The 18,800-nt window shown below is 58.7% G+C and carries 8 protein-coding genes; all 8 read right to left on the bottom strand.

Translation table 11 applies throughout. From position 1 onward, the window contains the following. Position 1: 1 nt before the first annotated feature. On the bottom strand, positions 2–6,571 hold the full coding sequence (locus P0120_10310; protein ID MDF0674710.1) for an amino acid adenylation domain-containing protein: 6,570 nt from the start codon (positions 6,569–6,571) through the stop codon (positions 2–4). Between the two features lie 2 nt (positions 6,572–6,573). Further along, positions 6,574–7,599 (bottom strand): TauD/TfdA family dioxygenase, encoded by a 1,026-nt coding sequence (locus P0120_10305; GenBank protein MDF0674709.1) that lies wholly within the window; start codon positions 7,597–7,599, stop codon positions 6,574–6,576. Beyond that, positions 7,596–8,303, bottom strand: coding sequence for an alpha/beta fold hydrolase (locus tag P0120_10300; GenBank protein ID MDF0674708.1), 708 nt, complete (start codon positions 8,301–8,303; stop codon positions 7,596–7,598). Before P0120_10300 ends, P0120_10305 begins: the two co-directional genes overlap by 4 nt. A gap of 53 nt (positions 8,304–8,356) precedes the next feature. After that, the gene (locus P0120_10295) at positions 8,357–8,599 is read right to left on the bottom strand and encodes an MbtH family protein (protein ID MDF0674707.1); all 243 of its coding nucleotides are present in this window, start codon (positions 8,597–8,599) and stop codon (positions 8,357–8,359) included. Beyond that, a complete protein-coding gene (locus tag P0120_10290; GenBank protein MDF0674706.1) occupies positions 8,596–11,040 on the bottom strand; it encodes a penicillin acylase family protein in 2,445 nt (814 codons plus the stop codon). Before P0120_10290 ends, P0120_10295 begins: the two co-directional genes overlap by 4 nt. Continuing rightward, a complete protein-coding gene (locus P0120_10285; GenBank protein MDF0674705.1) occupies positions 11,037–12,443 on the bottom strand; it encodes a diaminobutyrate--2-oxoglutarate transaminase in 1,407 nt (468 codons plus the stop codon). Before P0120_10285 ends, P0120_10290 begins: the two co-directional genes overlap by 4 nt. 76 nt (positions 12,444–12,519) lie before the next feature. Next, entirely contained in the window at positions 12,520–14,184 is a 1,665-nt protein-coding gene (locus tag P0120_10280; GenBank protein MDF0674704.1) for a cyclic peptide export ABC transporter, read from the bottom strand. Positions 14,185–14,197: 13 nt separating this feature from the next. Beyond that, positions 14,198–18,799: an SDR family NAD(P)-dependent oxidoreductase gene (locus tag P0120_10275; protein MDF0674703.1), complete on the bottom strand. Its 4,602-nt coding sequence runs from the start codon at positions 18,797–18,799 to the stop codon at positions 14,198–14,200. Position 18,800 lies beyond the last annotated feature (1 nt).

The raw sequence follows: 18,800 nt of genomic DNA, 5'->3' as shown, positions 1-18,800 counted from the left end.
CCTATTTCAATTCTTCCAACAGATTACTCATGTCTTCGTCGGACAGCCCAATGCCCACGAGCCCGCCGATTTCTGTGTCTTTTCCCGATATCTCCACTTCGGAAGTCGCCTCTATCGGCACCGCCACTGCGGCGGCTGCCGCCACCGTCGGATGCTCGAACAATTGCTTGGGAGTCAGTTTCAAGCCGCGCTGATGGGCGCGTGCCAATACTTGCAGCGTGTTGATCGAATCACCGCCGAGCTCGAAGAAGTTGTCGAACCGGCTCACACGCGGCTGTCCAAGCACTTCGGCCCAAATAGCAGCCAGATTTCGTTCAAATTCTGTGATCGGCTCTTCATAGGCCTGCGTCCGCCGTGCCAGCAGATCCGGAACCGGCAACGTCTTGCGATCGACCTTGCCGTTGGGCGTTAGCGGCAGAGCTGCGAGCGCCAGCACGACGCTTGGGACGAACGCATCCGGCAGCCGCTCCCCGACCCATTGCCGTAAAACCTCGACCGACACCTCGTGACCCGATCGGAGAACCACATAGCCGACCAACCGTTTGTTCCCCGCCACTGTGTCCTGCGCCACGACGATTGCCTCTTGCACCGCCGAATGTTGGAGCAGGCAGCTGTCGACCTCGCCCAGTTCGATGCGTACGCCTCGGATCTTCACCTGATGGTCCAGCCGGCCCAGATACTCGATCGCGCCATCCGGCCGGTACCGCGCCAGATCACCCGTCCGGTACATGCGCCGACCCGGCTCCGCGCTGAACGCATCCGGCACGAACCGCTCCGCTGTCAACGCCGGTCGCCGGTGATAGCCACGCGCCACGTTCACGCCCCCGATATGCACTTCCCCCGGGACGCCGATTGGGATCGGCTCGCCTCGATCATCCAAGATATAAATTTGGGTGTTGGCGATCGGTCGCCCGATCGGGACTGGATCGGCTGGAACTGTCGGATCACACGACCATACCGTCACATCGATCGCCGCTTCCGTCGGGCCATAGAGATTGTGCAGTTCCACCCCCGGCAGCCGCGCCCAACACTGCCGCTGGACCGCTTCGCTCAGCGCTTCCCCGCTGCAGACCACTCGCCGCAACGTTCCGGCACAAACCTCCACCCCTGGTGTCTCCAGAAACGCCTGCAGCATCGGCGGTACGAAGTGCAGCGTCGTGATCTGCTGCTTGAGGATCCGCTCTTTGAGTCGCAGTCCGTCCTTGTGTTCCTCCGGCAGAGCCAGCACTAACTCCGCGCCGGTCATCAAGGGCCAGAACAACTCCCACACCGACACGTCGAAGCTGAACGGCGTCTTCTGCAACACGCGGTCGGCCGGCGTCAGGCCGAAATATTCCTGCATCCATTGCAGTCGATTGAGTAATCCTCCATGCGTGTTGCCCGCCCCTTTGGGGCGCCCGGTGGAGCCGGACGTATAGATCGTGTAGGCCAGATGTTCCAGCCTCACCGGCGTCGGCGGGAGATACGCCGTTTCAGATTCTTCCGGCGCAGCGGCAGAGAGTTCGAGACACAGCCCGGCGAACGGCGGCAGCTGCCCCCGTAGAGCCGGTTGCGTCAGCAGCACAGAGGGCGCCACGTCGGCCAGCATGTAGGCGATCCGATCGGCCGGATAACTGGGATCGATCGGCACGTAGGCCCCGCCTGCCTGCAAGATCCCCAGAAGGCCGATGACCATTTCCAGCGACCGCTCGGCACATATCCCCACCAACACATCGGGACCGACACCCTGCCGTCGCAGCTGGGCTGCCAACACGGTGCTTCGGCGCCATAACTCCGCATAACTCAACACCTGCTCATCTAACCGTACCGCTGCCGCTGCCGGTGTGCGCAGTACGCAATGGTAGATCAATTCCGGCACTGTCGCGCCTATCGGATACTCTCGTCGTGTCGCATTCCACTCCTCCACCACCTGCCGCCGCTCTTCCGCCCCCAACACCCCGATCGCCGAGAGACGCAGATCCGGCTGCGCGACCAACTGACTCAGCACCAGGTCCAGATGCGCTGCGATATGTTGCACGCGTTCAGGAGAAAAGCGCTTCTGCTGATAGGACAGGAGAAAACAGAGCGATTCGCCCGGCACGACGTTGACGGTCAACGGATAATTGGTCTGGCCCTCCAGGTAGACATCATGAGCGGTCAAACCGGCGCCGCCGTCATCCAGGGTTTGGTCAGTCGGATGGTTGTCAAAGACCAGGAGGCTGTTGAAGAGCTGAGTGCCGCGCGGCATCTGACTCCAGCTCTGGATCTGTGCGAGGGAAATATGCTCGTACTGGCGCAACTCGGCATTCTGCTGCAGCAATCCTCGCAACCAATCCTGCAGAACGGCGTCTGGAGACGCAGTGATCCGTAGCGGCAACGTGTTGATGAATAGCCCGAGCATTGTTTCGATACCCGAGATATCCGCAGAGCGTCCCGACACCGTCGTGCCGAACAGCACGTCTTCCTCGCCACAGTAACGGCTCAGTAACAGTGCCCACGCTCCCTGTACCAGCGTATTGACCGTGATGCGTTCTCTGGAGGCATACTCATGAAGGGCGGATGTTCTGACCGCTGAGATCGTCAATCGATGCATGCCGTATCCGGCATCTGACTGCGCGCCGTCCGGCGAGCGATCAGTCGGAAGGGGTGTGGTAGAAGTGATTCCCGCCAGGGTCTTGCGCCAGTACTGCTCCGCCGCCGTCTGGTCCTGCGATACAATCCAGTCAACATAGTTTCGATACGGTTGCGACTGCGGCTCGCCTGGATCGGGACCACCTTTGAAGAAGGCGTAGCAGGCGAACAGATCACCCAGAATGATGGGAAGACACCAGCCGTCGAGGACGATGTGATGATGCGTCCAAATCAGGTAGCGCGCGTCATCTGCCACACGGATCAAGGCAAGACGCATCAGCGGCGGTCTTGTCAGGTCGAAGTCCGTCAGCCTATCGTTCCGGAGAAAATCCCGTAGCCGTTCTCTCTGGTTGAATTCGGATGCATCGCGCCAATCGAGTTCGATGATGGGCGGCGCCTCGCCCGGCAACACAACCTGCACGGGCCTGTCGAGTTCCTGCCACACAAACGCGGTGCGGAGCGGTGTCGAGCGTGCGATCACCATCCGCCATGCATCGAGGAATGCGGCATGATCAAGGTGGCCGCGGAGACGACAACTCAGCTGCTCGATGTAGACGCCGGATTGCGGTTCGTACAGACTGTGAAACAGCAGCCCCTGCTGCAACGGGGTGAGCGGATAGACATCTTCGATTGTGGGATACAATCGCCGCGCCGCTTCTAGTAGGGCTGGATCTGTCGGTCTCTGAACCCGTATCCCGTGATTCAGCTTCGAATCGACTCCTTCAATCCTGCAGCCTGCGGCCTCCGCCAGTTCGGCGATCGTCTGATGTTGGAACAGATGTCGCGGTGTGAGCGGCAGGCCTTGTGCCTTGGCACGTGAAATCACCTGTAAACTAAGGATGGAATCCCCGCCCAGCTCGAAGAAATTGTCGTGAACGCCGACACGCTCCAACCTCAACACCTCGGCCCAGACCGCCGCCAACCGCGCTTCAGTCGGCGTGCGGGCAGCAGTCCATTCCTTTACCGCCGCATGGTCCGGCTCGGGCAAGGCCTGCCGGTCGATCTTGCCGTTGTCGTTGCGAGGCAATGCTTGGAGCGTGACGATCGCAGAGGGGACCATCGGCTCCGGCAATTGCTCGCGCAGCAGGCGGACCAACACATCGGAATCGCACGACGCACCGTCGCGAGACACCACATAGGCCGTTAATCGTTTCTGTCCCGGACGGTCCTGGCGCACGACAGCCGCCGCTTCGCGAACATCCGGATGAGCCTGCAACCGCAATTCGACTTCGCCCAACTCGATGCGCACACCCCGGACTTTGACTTGATGATCCCTGCGTCCGAGAAACTCCATCGTCCCGTCCGGACGATGACGGACGCGGTCGCCGGTCCGATAGAGCCGCGCGCCCGGTTCATCGGAGAAGGGGTCCGGCACGAACGCCTCGGCTGTCCTGGCCGGATCGTGGAGATAGCCGCGGCCGACGCCGGCTCCTGCTACGCACAGTTCACCTGCGGCGCCGATCGGCACCGGTTCCAGCCAGCCGTCCACGACATAGCCCCGAATGTTAGCGATGGGCTTGCCGATCGGAGCATGAGCATAGGCTTCGTCCGGTGGTGCCGTGATAGTCGCCATGGCGACATCGTCGGCGCATTCGGCCGGTCCATAGGCATTGATCAACGGCACATGTCGGTATCGCTCGAACCATCGGCGGATCAAGGCAGGCGGTAGCGCTTCTCCGGTAGGCAAGAGCCATCGCAGGCGAGTCAATGCCGGTGCGTTGGCTCCGGCCGCGGCAGCGCTGTCGAGCATGCCCTGCAGCAAAGTCGGCACCGTTTGGAGGACGGTCACTTTCCGAACATCGACATAACGAAGCAGTTGCTCTGGATCGCGAGCGACTTCGTCGGGCACGACGAGTGTGCGGGCGCCGCAGAGGAGCGCGGCCGTGAGCTGCCAGATCGAAATGTCGAATCCCTGGGACGCGGTCTGCGCGATGATGTCGGTCGGTCCAAGCTGGAGCATAGAGATCTTGCTCCGAAGATGATTGACCAGCCCTCGCTCCGTCACCATCGCTCCCTTCGGAACACCGGTCGATCCACTCGTGTAAATCACATAGGACAACTTCGCGAACGGCCACGCGGTTCGCTCCCTAAACAGAGCCGGCTTTTCTAAGAAACAGGCCTCGACCGTGAGTATCACAGGTCGCGCGGCCTGTGGCAGCTGAGCGATCATGTCCTGTGTCCTGGACATCCAGGCCTCCGTCGTCAGCACCATCGAAGCCCGGCTCGCTTCGAGAATGGACATCCATCGCGACGGCGGATGTCCGGGATCGAGCGGCAGGTAGACTCCTCCACACTTCCATAGACCCACAATCATGGCCACATAGTCGATGCCACGTTCGCCGAGCACGGCGACGACGGTCTCGCAGCCGACACCGGTAATCGAAAGCGTGCGGGCAATCCGGTCAGCGCGATCGTTCAAATCCTGATAGCTGAGTGTTTCTTCACCACAAGCGACGGCCACGGCCTCCGCCGATCGCGCCGCCTGTGCCTCAAAGAGACGGGCCACCTGGCCATCAGCGGCATCCGGTACCGCAGTGTCATTCCACTCGATCAGAATCTTCCGACGCTCAGCTGCCGTCAGTATGGTGAGATCGCTGAGACGCGCCTGTGGGTCGTCGACGATGCTTGCCAGAAGCTGTTGCAGATGGATTGCCATCCTGCCGACAGTCTTCTGATCGAAGAGATCCTGGTTATACTCAAAGGCGCATTCCAGTCCGATCTCGTCTTCCGCCATGTCGAGTGACAGATCAAACTTGGCTCCTCCAGCATCCAACTCCATCGCGCTGACTTCCAGTGACGTGATGGCCAGCGTCCGAGCGAGTGAAGTCTGCAGCGCAAACATCACTTGGAACAGCGGCGTATGGCTGAGTGCACGGACCGGCTGCAGGGTGTCGACCAGTTGCTCGAAAGGCAAATCTTGATGAGCCTGCGCGCCAAGAACTGTTTCCTGTACGCGCGCCAACAGGTCGGCGAACGGCGGGTTGCCCGAGAGGTCGGCCCGCAGAACGAGCGTGTTCGCGAAAAAGCCGATCAACGACTCCGTCTCCCGCTTCGGGCGGTTCGCGACCGGCGTGCCGATGCAAAAATCTTCCATGCCGCTATACCGCATCAGAAATACCTGGAAGGCCGCCGCAAGCGTCATGAACAGCGTCGCGCCTTGCCGGCGGCTCAATGCATGCAGCCGATCGGTCAGGACATGCGACACCGAAAAAGGAAAGCGCGCACCTCGGTCGCTCTGCACGGCTGGACGCGGGCGGTCCGTCGGCAGGTCGAGAACCGGCAACCTCCCCTTCAATTTTTCTTTCCAATAGGCCAGTCGCTCTTCAATGACCGATCCTTGCAGCCACCCGCGCTGCCACACCGCGTAATCCGCATACTGAATCGGCAACGGAGGCAGCGGTGCCGGCAGACCTGCGTCGAACGCTTCGTAGAGAGTCACGAATTCCCGCGCGAGAATCTGCGACGACCACCCGTCGCAGACAATATGGTGCAGCGTGAGGATGAACCTATGATCCTGTGGCCCCAGTTTGAGCAGGCGCACCCGCATCAAGGGTCCGGTGCGGAGATCGAACGGACGATGCGCCTCCACCCGTGCGGCCACGGCTGCCGAGGCCTCGCGCCCGGGCGGCAACTCCATGCTGAAATCCACCACCGGCAGGTCCATCGGACAGTCATCGGCGATCACTTGAACCAACTCGCCGTCCACTTCATCGAAAGTCGTGCGGAGAACTTCATGCCGCCGGACGATTTCGTCGAGACTCTGTGCCAGTGCCGCTCGGTTGAGCAGGCCTCGCAGCCGTACCTCCAGCGCCGTATTGTATGAGGCACTGTCCGGTTCCAGCTGAGAGAGAAACCACAATCGCTGCTGCGCGAAGCTCGTAGGAAAGACGTCCGCATTCGATTGAGGCCCGGCCGGCGCCGTCGCGCCGGTAATGAGTGCGTCGGAATGTATCGGTTTCACCGTCAACTCTTGCTCGATTCAGCCATCGCCACCAGAATTTTTCTCGGTCCCTTGAAGGGCGTGCGCCCATGCGCCGCCAGCATATTGTCCAGCATCAATACGTCCCCTTCCTGCCACGGAAACTGGACGGCGTGGCATTGATAGGCATCCCGGATTTCGTCCAATACGGCCGTCTCGATCGGGGTTCCGTCTCCGTAGCAGGCCTGCCGAGGAAGATCCGCCTCACTGACCACGGACAGCAGCGCCTCGCGGACGGCCGGCTCCAGATTCGAGACATGAAACAGATGCGCTTGGTTGAACCAGACCGTTTCATCGGTGCGGGGATGGACGGCAACGGCCTGACAGACCTGACGCGTGCGGAGTTCTCCGTCCGGCTTCCATTCATAGGCGATCCCAGCCGCACGGCAGAACCGTTCTACGACTCGACGGTCCACGGTGTTGAACACTTTGGTCCAGGGCACATCCAGTCCGTTCCCGTAGTTGCGCACATACATCACACCCTTCTCGATGAACCGCGCTCTGATACGGATCGGGATCTGCCGATACACCTCGCGGCTATCCGCAATCGGCGTGTAGCCTCCTTCCGGCGGCGCCTGCGCACAATAAAACCAGATTTTCATCGGCCACTCGGCGGTATAGGCTTGTTCGTTGTGCAGGGGGATGTGCTGATGTGGAGGATATTCCGTCGATGTATAAATCTGATGGTGGACCTGAGACCGTGGTGTTGATCCGAACTCGTAAGAAGCCAGGTCAGGCGAAATCATCCGGACGAAGGCTTCGAAGTCAGCCGCCGATTCGATCGGAAATCCCCTGAACAGCAGACCTCCCACGGTCGACAGATGTGTACTCACCACCCGCTCTATGGCGTTTCGGTATTCTGCCAACGACTGGTTCTCTGTGGGATTGACCACGACAGGAAGGAGGGTATCCGAGGCCAAGTAGCTCACCCGGCAAGACAGCCGACCGACAGACTCTCCTCCTGTTTCCACTACGGGTATCGGCGCAGTATTATTGTGGTTGGCGGTCATCGCGCGGTCCTCTGATGTAGGGACAACACAGTGGAGAGAGTTTCCAGCATTAGTCCTTGAGCGCTCCTTACAAAAAAGTGATCTCCTTGAAACAGCCACAATTGAAATCGCTCGCGAGTGTGCTGTCGCCAAGCCCCTAACATTAAACCGTCGACATGCTTATCGCTCATCCCTCCGAATGCGGTGATAGGGCAGCTCAACGACGGCTCCTCACGGTGGACATATCGATCGCGAAGCGCAAAGTCGGCGCGAAGCGCGGGAAGCATCAATTGCATCAGTTCCGAATGATTGAGGACTTCCGGCGGAGTGCCGTTGAACCGACACACCCGTTCGAGAAATTCGTCGTCAGGCAGATCACAGATCCGTTCTGAATCCGGGAGATGTGGAGCCGGACAACCGGACACGAAGAGATGGCTCGGCTCGATACCCCGGATCCGGCGCAACTCGCGTGTCAATTCAAACCCCACCAGTGCACCAATACTGTGACCGAAAAAGACGAACGGTCGATCGAAATAGGGCTCCAATGTCCCGCACAACATCTGCACCAGCCGACGCAAATCGCCGACAGGCGACTCCGTGATCCTGGCCTCCCGCCCCGGAAGCTGGACGGCGCAGACTTCGATATCCGCCAAGAACTCACTGTCGGCCCAGCTTCGAAACACGGAGGCTCCCCCGCCCGCATATGGAAAACAAATTAAGCGCATTCCCGAATTGACGGGCCGATGGGTGACGACTGATGGAGATACGTGTGAAACGGTCAGCATGAGGATGTCGATTGTTCCGCGTTGGCCTGTTCGTCCATCCATTTCCTTAAACTCAACGGGCGCATGTCGGTCCAGACCTCCGCGATATGGGCCAGACATTCGGCCTTGAGGCCGGTTTTCCCCTCGTCTCTCCAGCCGAGCGGATTCTCGCGATAGGATGGCCAGATCGAGTATTGCTCTTCATGGTTCACGACGACCTTGTATACGGTTGTGTCCTCACGTTCCTCGCTGTTCATCGTCCCTCCTCCTGGTGTAATTGAAGTTCGTCAGATGCCGGTTTCTGTTCAGCAACAATCTGTGTGGTTCGTGAACGAGGAACCAGCGTTAGCGTATGGACCGGTGTTCCTGCCAACAAGGGAAGCGGCAATCCCTCACTCCAATAGTGGTGCTGATCCCGATAGTGTAGTGAGAGCGGATGTCCGGACTGTCCACCGGGCATATGAAGAATGCCTTCGTCTTCATGGCCAGGGGATACCACGAGCCTTTGACTCGCTCCGAGGCCATCCTGCATCACCCGAATGCACTGCCCGCATCCCGACGCAGGTTTATCCGGCATGTTGAGGATGTACCCCAGTCCCGGCAGTGCCCCGGCGAGAGGATGCTCGATCCTTACACGATTCAGTTGTCCCCAAGTGAGCTCGGTCAGTGACACGGAAGGATGTTCCTCTTCCAATTCCCGGACACTTTGCTCGACCGCGTTCAGAAGAAACTCCGTCCAACTGGAGAAACGGTCCGGATCCGGATTCAGCTCCGGGATTTTCGTCGTCAGAAGCTCACGTAACGGAGTGTCCAAATCACCGTCGTAGCTGAACTGCGCGTCGCGCTCATGACAAGTGGACAAATAAGGAGCAAACACCGAGCGTAAAAGCAGTTCACTAAAGCGGAGTACAAGCGCGAAGCCACGGCTATCGGCGTCAGCTTTCCCGTTCCAGGCCGTGAAGGCATGCCGGGCCTTCATTAAGGACGGGCTGCGTCGAATCACACTGTCCGTTAGGAGCTCTTGCGCGAGTTGCCTGTAGAACTCATAGAATTGACTGGTCGAATCCAATTGTAGGTCAAACAGGTCTCGCTCCTGGATGTTCGTCATGGCCTCCAGCCGCTGAGAGATCCTGAACGCGCGATACCCGTTGACGAAGGAATGGCCGACTACATAGGGATAGGAGGCATCCAGCATGCGATGGTTGGCGCTGACAACGAATCCTGACGGAGGGTCCACAATTCTGGGTAAGGCCTCCGGCGACACATATCCCATCCACCCAAAGCGGCCGTCTGCCCAAGAAACACTGACCGAACCGTTAAATCCTCGGCGGACGGGAATCCTGCCTGTGTAGGTCCAGGCAATATGGCCGCTACTGTCGGCAAGAATGACGTTATTTGCAGGTCCGCCTGCGCGGTTCATCACGGCAATGGCCTCGCCCACCGACCGGACCCGATCCATAGCAAGCTGACCGAGATCAACGGCCTCCGGATCGAGTGCGGTCCAGCGAACGGCCACAGGCCTCTTCAACAGAGGATCCTGTGACACTGGGCCCCAGATCGTTTCTTTGAACTCCGCCACGGAATCCTGCGCGCCCTTCACTGTGATGACTTCCCGCCTGTTCGTGAACAGTTTCCATCCTTCAGGAGTCCTGTACTCATTTGAATTGGCGGGATTGATCTCCAAGCGCACCAGGTCCAAAAAATCTCCCTCGACATTCGTCACGCCCCAAGCCACAAAGCCGTTTGTGCCTGCAACGGCGACCGGAACGCCTGGAACCACAACCCCGGTCACCCTGATCTGCTCGTATCGAAGCTGGACACGGTACCAAATATTGGGAACGGTCATATCCAAGTGCATGTCGTTTGCGAGAACGGATCGTCCATCCACGGTCTTGGCCCCATGGACGGCCCATCCGTTCGAACCCAATCCACTCCTCTCGAAACGGACCATGGTCGTCCTTCGGACTTGCATCTGGTCGACCGGCCTCCGTAAGGCCGCCAGTGCCTGCACAGGAATGAGCGAGCGGACAGCAGCATGAGACTTCCCATTTAACAACGTTTCCGTATAAGGATCGCTGTCCGGAACGAGAAACGCGACGACTTCGGACGGCAACGTCTGCTCCATCACCGTCCGCATCCGCTCATCGTCCTCGGTCCCGCTGAGTATCTGGAAGATTCCAAGCAAGATGAGAAGACTGTCCTCGACCTTCCAGGGATCCGGTTCATAGCCGAGTAGCAAGAATTCGAACGGCGGGTTTTCCATCTGAGCCAAGTACTCGTTCACCCCTTCTGTGTAGGCGTCGAGGGCATCTCGTTGATCTTGAGGCAGCCGCGCAGCAATGGCTCCGGCTGTCCCACTGAAACCAAAAGTCCGCTGCTTAAGATCGGTTTGGCGCATCGTCTCGCCGAGAATCTCGGCCAACCGCCCTGCGGCTGTACGCCGCAGCAAGTCCATTTGAAAAAGGCGATCACGCGCCGTGACATAACCGAGAGCGCGAATCGCGTCTCCTCGTGAGCGAGCCGTGATCGTCGGGATACCGTAGGCATCCGAGGCGACCGTGACCGGTTCGTGCAAGCTCGTGACGTCCAATTTGCCGTCCAACATCGGCAATGAGGCTCGAATCGTCATCACGGCATAACCGAGACCTGTCGCCAACACGAGCAAGAGGAGGACCAACGGAAGAACGACTCGCTTCATAAACGTGAATCTTGCTCCGCTGCGCGGACGGCTTCGCAGAAAGTGGAGGCAATCATCTCCACTTCCTCGGCTGTGACAATGAGCGGCGACAAAAACCGCACAACACTGCCGTTGCGTCCGCCCAACTCAAGGATCAGACCGCGATTGAGGGCCTCTGATTGAATCTTTCGCGCAACTTCCGGAGCCGCGGGATGGGCTCCACCGATATCGGGACGAGCATTGACATCGACGATTTCGACGCCGATCATCAACCCACGTCCTCGCACGTCGCCGAAACTGTGCAACGACGCTCGGGCATTACGCAGATGCGACAAGAGACGCTCTCCCATGATCTGAGCGTGCTGATCGAGACGATGGGTCAGGACAAATTCGATGGTCGCCGCCCCCGCAGCCATGGCCATCTGGTTTCCTCGGAAGGTGCCGGCATGAGCTCCCGGCTGCCACTGATCCAGCTCTGCTCGATATACCACCACGCTCAACGGCAGCCCGCCTCCGATTGCCTTCGACAGCACCAACGCGTCAGGAATGATCCCGGCCCGTTCAAACGCAAACAACGAACCGGTGCGTCCCAGACCGGTCTGAATCTCATCGATGATCAGGGGAATATTGCGATCTCTCGTGATCCTTCGAATGTCCCGTAGCCAGGCATCAGGCGAAGGGATCACACCTCCCTCACCCTGAACCACTTCCAAGATCACACCGGCCGGTGATACGACACCGCTGTTCGGATCGTCGAGTAACCGCTCGATATAGGTGCTGGAGAGGCGGTGTCCTTCCTCGCCACCGACGCCGAATGGACAACGATACTCGTAGGGATAGGGAAGGAACTGAACATCCGGCATCAGACCACTGACGGCGGCTTTCGGTCCCAGGTGACCAGTCAGCGCCAGACCGCCGTGCGTCATTCCGTGATAGGCGCCATGAAACGACAGAATCGTTCGCCGACCGGTCGCCGTCTTCACCAGCTTGACGGCAGCCTCAACGGCATCGGCACCGGAGGGTCCGCAAAACTGGATACGCGCGTCTTCTGCAAACGCTTTCGGCAACGCACCGAAGAGAGCATCGACAAATCGGTCTTTCACAGGGGTCGTCAGATCCAGCGTCTGGAAGGGTACGCCTTCCCGCAACAATTGCTGGATGGCCTCCAATACGACCGGGTGGTTGTGCCCCAACGTCAGAGCGCCGGCTCCGGCGAGACAATCGATGTAGATGCGGCCGTCGGTATCCTGCACATAGATACCCTTGGCTTTGCTGAGCGCCAAGGGGAGCCGTCTCGGGTAACTACGGGCGTTCGACTCCCTTTCTGCTTGTCGCGCCAGATAGTGGTTGTTTTCTCTTTCCTGCACTACAGAATACGGCTGCGTCGGGAATATCCTCTTCATCTCACCCGCTTGAACGGTCATGACGCGCTCCTTCCTTCACTAGTGCGGCAACCTTGAGACTGTTACGCCGATTGCCGCATGACGACGACGATGCCGTTTATCGAAATGCGCCCACTCCTTCTGTCGCTGTTGTGATCTTTCCAAGGTCCATCCGGAGACATCGGTCCGCGACAGAAAAGTATTGATCATCGTGGGTGATGACGAGTGCCGTTTTTCCGCGTGCCTTCAAGTCAGGCAGCAGCTCCTCATAGAACACTCTACGAAAAATCGGATCCTGATCGGCGGCCCACTCATCAAACACATAGAACGGACGGTCCTCAAGATAGGCGGTCAACAATGCCAGGCGTTTGCGCTGTCCTTGTGAAAGCGCTTGCGTGGATAACGCTCCGTCTCTGATCCGCACTTTGTCGCGAAGCTGTAGACGGTCCGAGTATTCGCGTGCTTGCGTGTCGAGGTCGGACTGGTGCAACCCGAACAACATGTCGAACAGATGGTAATCGGAGAAGACGGCGGAGAAGAGCTGACGATAGTTCTCGCGATTGACTTCGTCGATCGGAACTCCATCGAGACGAATCGTTCCGGACTCCGGCGCGTAGAGCCCCAACAGGAGCAGAGCGAGCGTGGTCTTTCCGCTGCCGTTTCCACCCACAAGAAATACCAGCTCACCTGGCGTGAAACTGAGCTCGATCGGACCGAGATGAAAACTGCCCTCCTCCTCCCGGAAGTATCGATGCGTCACACTGACCATCTCGATCCGCTTCCACGGGACGTTGAGAACGGGTCCACCAGCGCCGTTGGTCCTGATCGTTTCACGTTTCTCGATCTGGTCCTGCGCGGAGGCCGCTTCCAACGACAGCCCCAACGCTTCGACCTTTTCCAGTGCCACATCTGCGCGGCCGACAGTCGGAAGGGTTTCAACAATCTGCGCGAACGGCCCCATCATATACAGGAGCACGAGTGTCGATCCCGCAACCGCTTGAGGAGTCAGCGCCAGCGACTCCGGGAGGATGAAGAGAACGAGCCCGATCACCGCGTAGAACAAGAACATCCCCCAGTTGGTGGCGATGGCATACACCGTCATGCCCTCGACGAAGTCGCCCTTGTAACTGGTCACTGTCGGCCGGAGTGCGGTGGTGAGAAATGCATGGCGACGTTCACGGTGAAGCTTGAGTTCCTTGATGCCCTCGAGGATCGATTGAAAATGGCGGAAGAGGGTGTCGTTCGTTTCTCGAGCTTGCTTGAACGAATGGAGGGCTCGCTTCTCCTGCGTTTGGAACGATAGCGCGCCGAAAATCATGAAGCCGATAACGATGGCCAACATGGTCCATGAGAGCCATCCGAGATATGCGAGGCAACCGACAACCGTTGCACCGTTCACGCAAATCAACGGAATTTGGACGTAGGCATGAGCAATGACATCCGTATCTTCGTTGAGTGCGGCCAGTAATCGATGGCGGCCAAGTTCCTGCACGTGTCGGAGAGGAGCGCGGAGAATTTGTTCGCTGAGATGCATCCGGAGCTGGGCGATGATGTCCTGGCCCAATCTCGTCAGCACCACCTCTGAAAAGGCTTTCGTAACCACCACGAGCACGACCCCTCCAAGAAAACTCAAGCCGAGGGCAACCGTGCGCTGGCTCTCTTCCAGAGCTGAATTGATCAGGGCGATGATTCCCGCGCTTGCCAGGCCGCTGATCAAGCCGGCGACCATAGAGAGGATGACCAGTCGCCAGGAATTACCGTACAAAAAGCGGAGCAAACTCATCGTCGTGCGTTCCTCATGATTCCGGTCGGCCCGCCCCCCCCGAATGGACGGAACTCATCCGTTGAGAGCTGGCTTTTCGAGGAAGCGGAACGATGTCCGGTACCGCCGTGATGCCGCCCTTCTGTGGACACCGGATTTGTTCGGACAGTCCGGCGACCGTCGGATGTTCAAAAAACTTTTTGAGAGAGATCTCCGTACCGAAAAGCTCCTGCACGCGGTTCAAGATCTGCAGAGCCGCCAATGATTCGCCGCCCAATGTGAAAAAGTCGTCATGCAAACCGATGCGCTCGATGCCGAGAATGTGTTGCCAGACAAACGTCACTTTGTCCTCAATCGCCGCGCCGGCTATCTGATTCGCCTTGCCACGGAGCAATTCTTGGCTCGCATCTCCTCCCTTGGCCGTGATACCAACGACGTTCAAAAGCGCGGCTCCGGCGCCCTGCATTACAAGGGATGAACAGTCTCGAACGGACACGATGGCCTGCGGAGAGATCCATCCGTGCAAGATACGGCCGAACACGTCCTGCGCTTCCGATGCCGCCATGCCGTCGAATTCCGACGCATCGATCTGTAAGGTTTTCAACCGGGCTTCGGCCTGCACCGCCATTCCAACCTCATTCCACCGATCGAAGTTCACGGAGACGACACGCGACCCACGCTTCGAGAGCGCGTGAGCCATCGCATCCAAGGTGGCGTTGGCGGCACAATAACCGACTTGTCCCACTCCTCCGGTCAGCGCATTCAAGGAGGAACAGAAGCAGATGAAATCCAATGGGACTTTACGCAACACATGGTCGAGGACCAAAGCGCCGATTACTTTTGGAGCAAACTCAGTCTCCACGGCCTCCGCGGTTTTGAGATCGATCAGTCCTCCTCCTGGCACCCCGGCGGCATGTATCACTCCATGCACTGCGCCGAACCGATCCAGAGCCTGCGCCAACGCGAACCGCATCTGCGGCTCATCGGCCACATTCGCCTGGATGGTGAGAATTTCTCCGCCGACTTGTTCGAGCGTCTTCAGTTGCTGCACCTGTCCTTCTGTCGGCTTTGAGCGACCTATGAGGACAAGACGCGCCTTGACGGTCCGGACGAGATAGTCGGCGAGTTGAAGACCGACTCCTCCAAGCCCACCGGTGATGAGATAGACGTTTCGTGCCCGGAGTAAGGCTGGCCGTTCGTCCGAATGGTCCAGCTTCACCGGCTGGAATGTCGGGATCCATCGATGCATTCCCCGGTACGCAACGATTGGTTCATCCTGTCGAGCAGGATCCTCGGCAAGAAGTTGCGCGATCACAGAACGCGTCAGAGCTTCCTCAGTAGGTGTCGATACTTGGAGATCGACCACCCGACATGTGAGATTGCCGTATTCCTGAGGAATGACCCGACAGGCCCCCACGATCGGAGCCAGTTCCGGACGCAACGTTTCTTCTCCTGTGACATCATGCAACCCGACTGTCAGGATGCACATGAATGTCGGATTCGCTGATGTTCTGCTTCCCAAAGCCTGGGAGAGGAACAGGAGACTGTACAAACCTTTATTTTGGGCGCGGCGGAAAGTCTCGACGGATAACGAACCATCGCGAGGGCGTACATTCCAACAATGCACCAACCGATCCGGCCATGGGTCCTGTCGACGCAAATCCTCGATCAACTTGTGATAGTCCTCACGAACTCCGGGGCGTATCGAATACCTTCCCTTTGCGTGTCGTTCGTATCGCTCCCCTGCCGATACCGTCACGACCAGCCGTCCATCTGATTCCAATTGCTCGACGATGCCGATTCCTTCTCCCCGCTCGCCGACAAATACCAGCCATGAGCCGCCCCGAATGGGGTGAGCCGGTAGAGCTGCTCTGGATCGCCTCCACGACGGTTCGTAGAACCAGTCACTGATATTCGGTTTCTTGGAGCGCGCTTCATTCTGACTTGTCGAAGATGATGGCTTGACCGGTTCTACCCAGAACCGTCGACGTTCAAATGGATAGGTGGGCAGGGGAAGTCGCCTAGGACGTTCGCCGCAATACAACCCGGCCCAATCGATTGCTACACCGGTTGCCCAGAGCTGCCCGACCGCCTCAAGAAAACTTGACGGTTCGAATGCTGAGGAAGAACCGTCTCGCGGTTTGCTCAGAGAGGCCAACGCCATCACCGGCCGTCCATCAATCTGTCGCCGAGCCAATGTGCATAAGGTTTGTCCCGGTCCCACTTCAAGCAGAATTCGCTCCGGCTCCCGGCACAATGTCTCGATACCGTCGGTGAAGCGGACGGTCCGTCGCAAATGATCAGCCCAATACGATGGATCCATGGCTTGATCGGGCATAATCCAGTCGCCGGTCACATTGGAAATCCAGGGAATAGTCGGCGCGTGACGCGCGACGCCGGCGACTTGTGCGTTGAAGGATTCCAGGATGGGGTCCATCATGCGGGAGTGAAACGCATGGGAAGTTTGAAGCCGTACGCTCTGTACACCTTTTTTCGTCAGAGTTTCTTGCAGATCTTTGATGCTGGGTTCCGACCCAGACAGGACGCACTGACTCGGCGCGTTGACCGCCGCGAGGTCTAAGTCTTCGTGCAGAAGAGATGTTGCATCAGCTTCCGACATCGACACGGCCAGCATCGAACCGGGCGGCATACTCTGCATGAGTCGTCCGCGAGCCGCGACCAATCGCAGCGCATCTTCGAGCGAGAAAACACCTGAGAGACAGGCGGCAACATATTCCCCGATACTATGTCCGATCATGCCGGCAGGATGCACATTGAGGCTCATCCAAAGTTTGGCAAGCGCATACTCCAGCACGAACAATGCCGGTTGTGTTAACGCCGTGCGGTGGAGCCTTTCCGGATCCGACGGGAACTCGTCAAACAGAACCGACTTGATGTCCGTTCCAATGTGAGGAACGAGAAGAGCTGCGCATCGGTCCGCCTGTTCACGGAAAATGGGTTCTTGGGCATAGAGACCACGTCCCATCGTGCAATACTGCGCGCCCTGCCCCGAGAACAGAAACACCACCGGCCTCGGTTCGCCGGCTTGGGCGATCGTTTTCACAGAGTCGTGCCGGCTCAAGGCGCGCGTCGCAGATTCCACGTTATCGGCCACCACCCACCGCCGATAGGAAAATGCTCTTCGTCCGGTCTGCAGCGTATAGACAACATCCGGCAATTCAACCGCCGGCTGTTGCTGAAGATAGACGACCAATCGAGCCGTCATCTCGTTCAGCGTCGCCTCGGACTTGGCGGACAACACGACAAGCCTCGGACGTTTATCGACACGATGCGGCTCACGCTCAACCGGTGGTGCTTCTTCCATGATCACATGCGCATTGGTACCGCCGATGCCGAACGAGCTGACACCGGCACGTCGAGGACTATCGTGTGCGTTCCAGTCGGTCAGTTTTGTATTGACGTAGAAAGGCGTCTCAGCAAAATCAATTTCTGAGTTCGGCGAGGAAAAATGCAGACTGGGAGGAATCTGTTTGTGCGACAGAGCGAGGGCTGTCTTGATCAGCCCTGCGATCCCTGCCGCTGCATCGAGGTGTCCGATGTTGGTCTTGACCGATCCGATGGCACAGAAACCGTTTCGGTCGGTGCCGGCACGAAATGCCTGGGTGAGGGCCGCAACTTCTATCGGATCGCCCATGGGTGTCCCGGTACCATGCGCTTCGACATATCGTATCGATTCCGACTCGACCCTGGCCGCCACATGTGCCGCCCGGATCACCTTGGCCTGCCCTTCGACTCGCGGCGCGGTGTACCCGACCTTATGCGCTCCATCGTTATTGATCGCGGTGCCCTTGATCACTGCCAAGATATGGTCCCTGTCGATTCGTGCCTCGTCCAATCGCTTCAAGAGCACGATTCCCACCCCACTCCCTCCGACCGTTCCACGTGCGTCCGCATCAAAGGCCCGACAATGTCCATCGGGAGAGGCAATCCCGCTCTTCTGATAGAGATAGCCGACTGCTTGCGGCACGTTGACGGAGATGCCGCCCGCCAGCGCCATGTCGCATTCGCCGGCGAGCAACCCCTGACAAGCCAGGTGGACGGCGACCAGGGATGTGGAACAGGCAGTCTGGACCGCGATGCTTGGCCCTTCCAGATTCAATTTGTAGGACACGCGGGTTGGCAGCGAATCTTTTTCCACACCAAGCAGTCTCGCCATATCGGAGGCCGACTGTAACAGCACGCCATCAGGGAAAAGATTGAACAGGTAACCGCTGGTACTTGAGCCCGCGTAGACACCGATCGATCCGTGGAACCGTTCAGGGTCATAGCCCGCATGTTCGAAGGTCTCCCACGCACATTCGAGAAACAGCCGATGCTGCGGATCCATCGACTCGGCTTCTTTGGGCGTCACGCCGAAGAAATCGGCATCGAAGAGATCGATCCCGTCGATGATGCCCCGCATTCGAACATAGCTCGGATCCTGACGCAGACGCGCCTGAACGCCAGCTGATCGCAGATCCTCCTCGCTAAGGGCTGTAATGGATTCCACTCCGTCGCGCAGATTGGTCCAGAATGCCGTGCTGTCATAGCTGCCGGGAAAGCGACAGGCCAGTCCAATGACTGCAATGTCCAATCCATCATGCTCGTTGGCTTGATCGCCGCTGTTTCGATCCATC

The organism is Nitrospira sp., from assembly GCA_029194675.1.
In the GTDB taxonomy this organism is placed as follows: Bacteria; Nitrospirota; Nitrospiria; order Nitrospirales; family Nitrospiraceae; genus Nitrospira_D.
Note: the sequence above shows the minus strand (reverse complement) of the source record. Positions and strands in the feature narration are given on the sequence as shown.

Excerpts from the sequence above, each read along its gene's own strand:
- P0120_10285 (MDF0674705.1), bottom strand. The coding sequence starts at position 12,443 with ATGACCGTTCAAGCGGGTGAGATGAAGAGGATATTCCCGACGCAGCCG.
- P0120_10305 (MDF0674709.1), bottom strand. The coding sequence starts at position 7,599 with ATGACCGCCAACCACAATAATACTGCGCCGATACCCGTAGTGGAAACA.
- P0120_10290 (MDF0674706.1), bottom strand. The coding sequence starts at position 11,040 with ATGAAGCGAGTCGTTCTTCCGTTGGTCCTCCTCTTGCTCGTGTTGGCG.
- P0120_10275 (MDF0674703.1), bottom strand. The coding sequence starts at position 18,799 with ATGGATCGAAACAGCGGCGATCAAGCCAACGAGCATGATGGATTGGAC.
- P0120_10280 (MDF0674704.1), bottom strand. The coding sequence starts at position 14,184 with ATGAGTTTGCTCCGCTTTTTGTACGGTAATTCCTGGCGACTGGTCATC.
- P0120_10300 (MDF0674708.1), bottom strand. The coding sequence starts at position 8,303 with ATGCGCTTAATTTGTTTTCCATATGCGGGCGGGGGAGCCTCCGTGTTT.
- P0120_10295 (MDF0674707.1), bottom strand. The coding sequence starts at position 8,599 with ATGAACAGCGAGGAACGTGAGGACACAACCGTATACAAGGTCGTCGTG.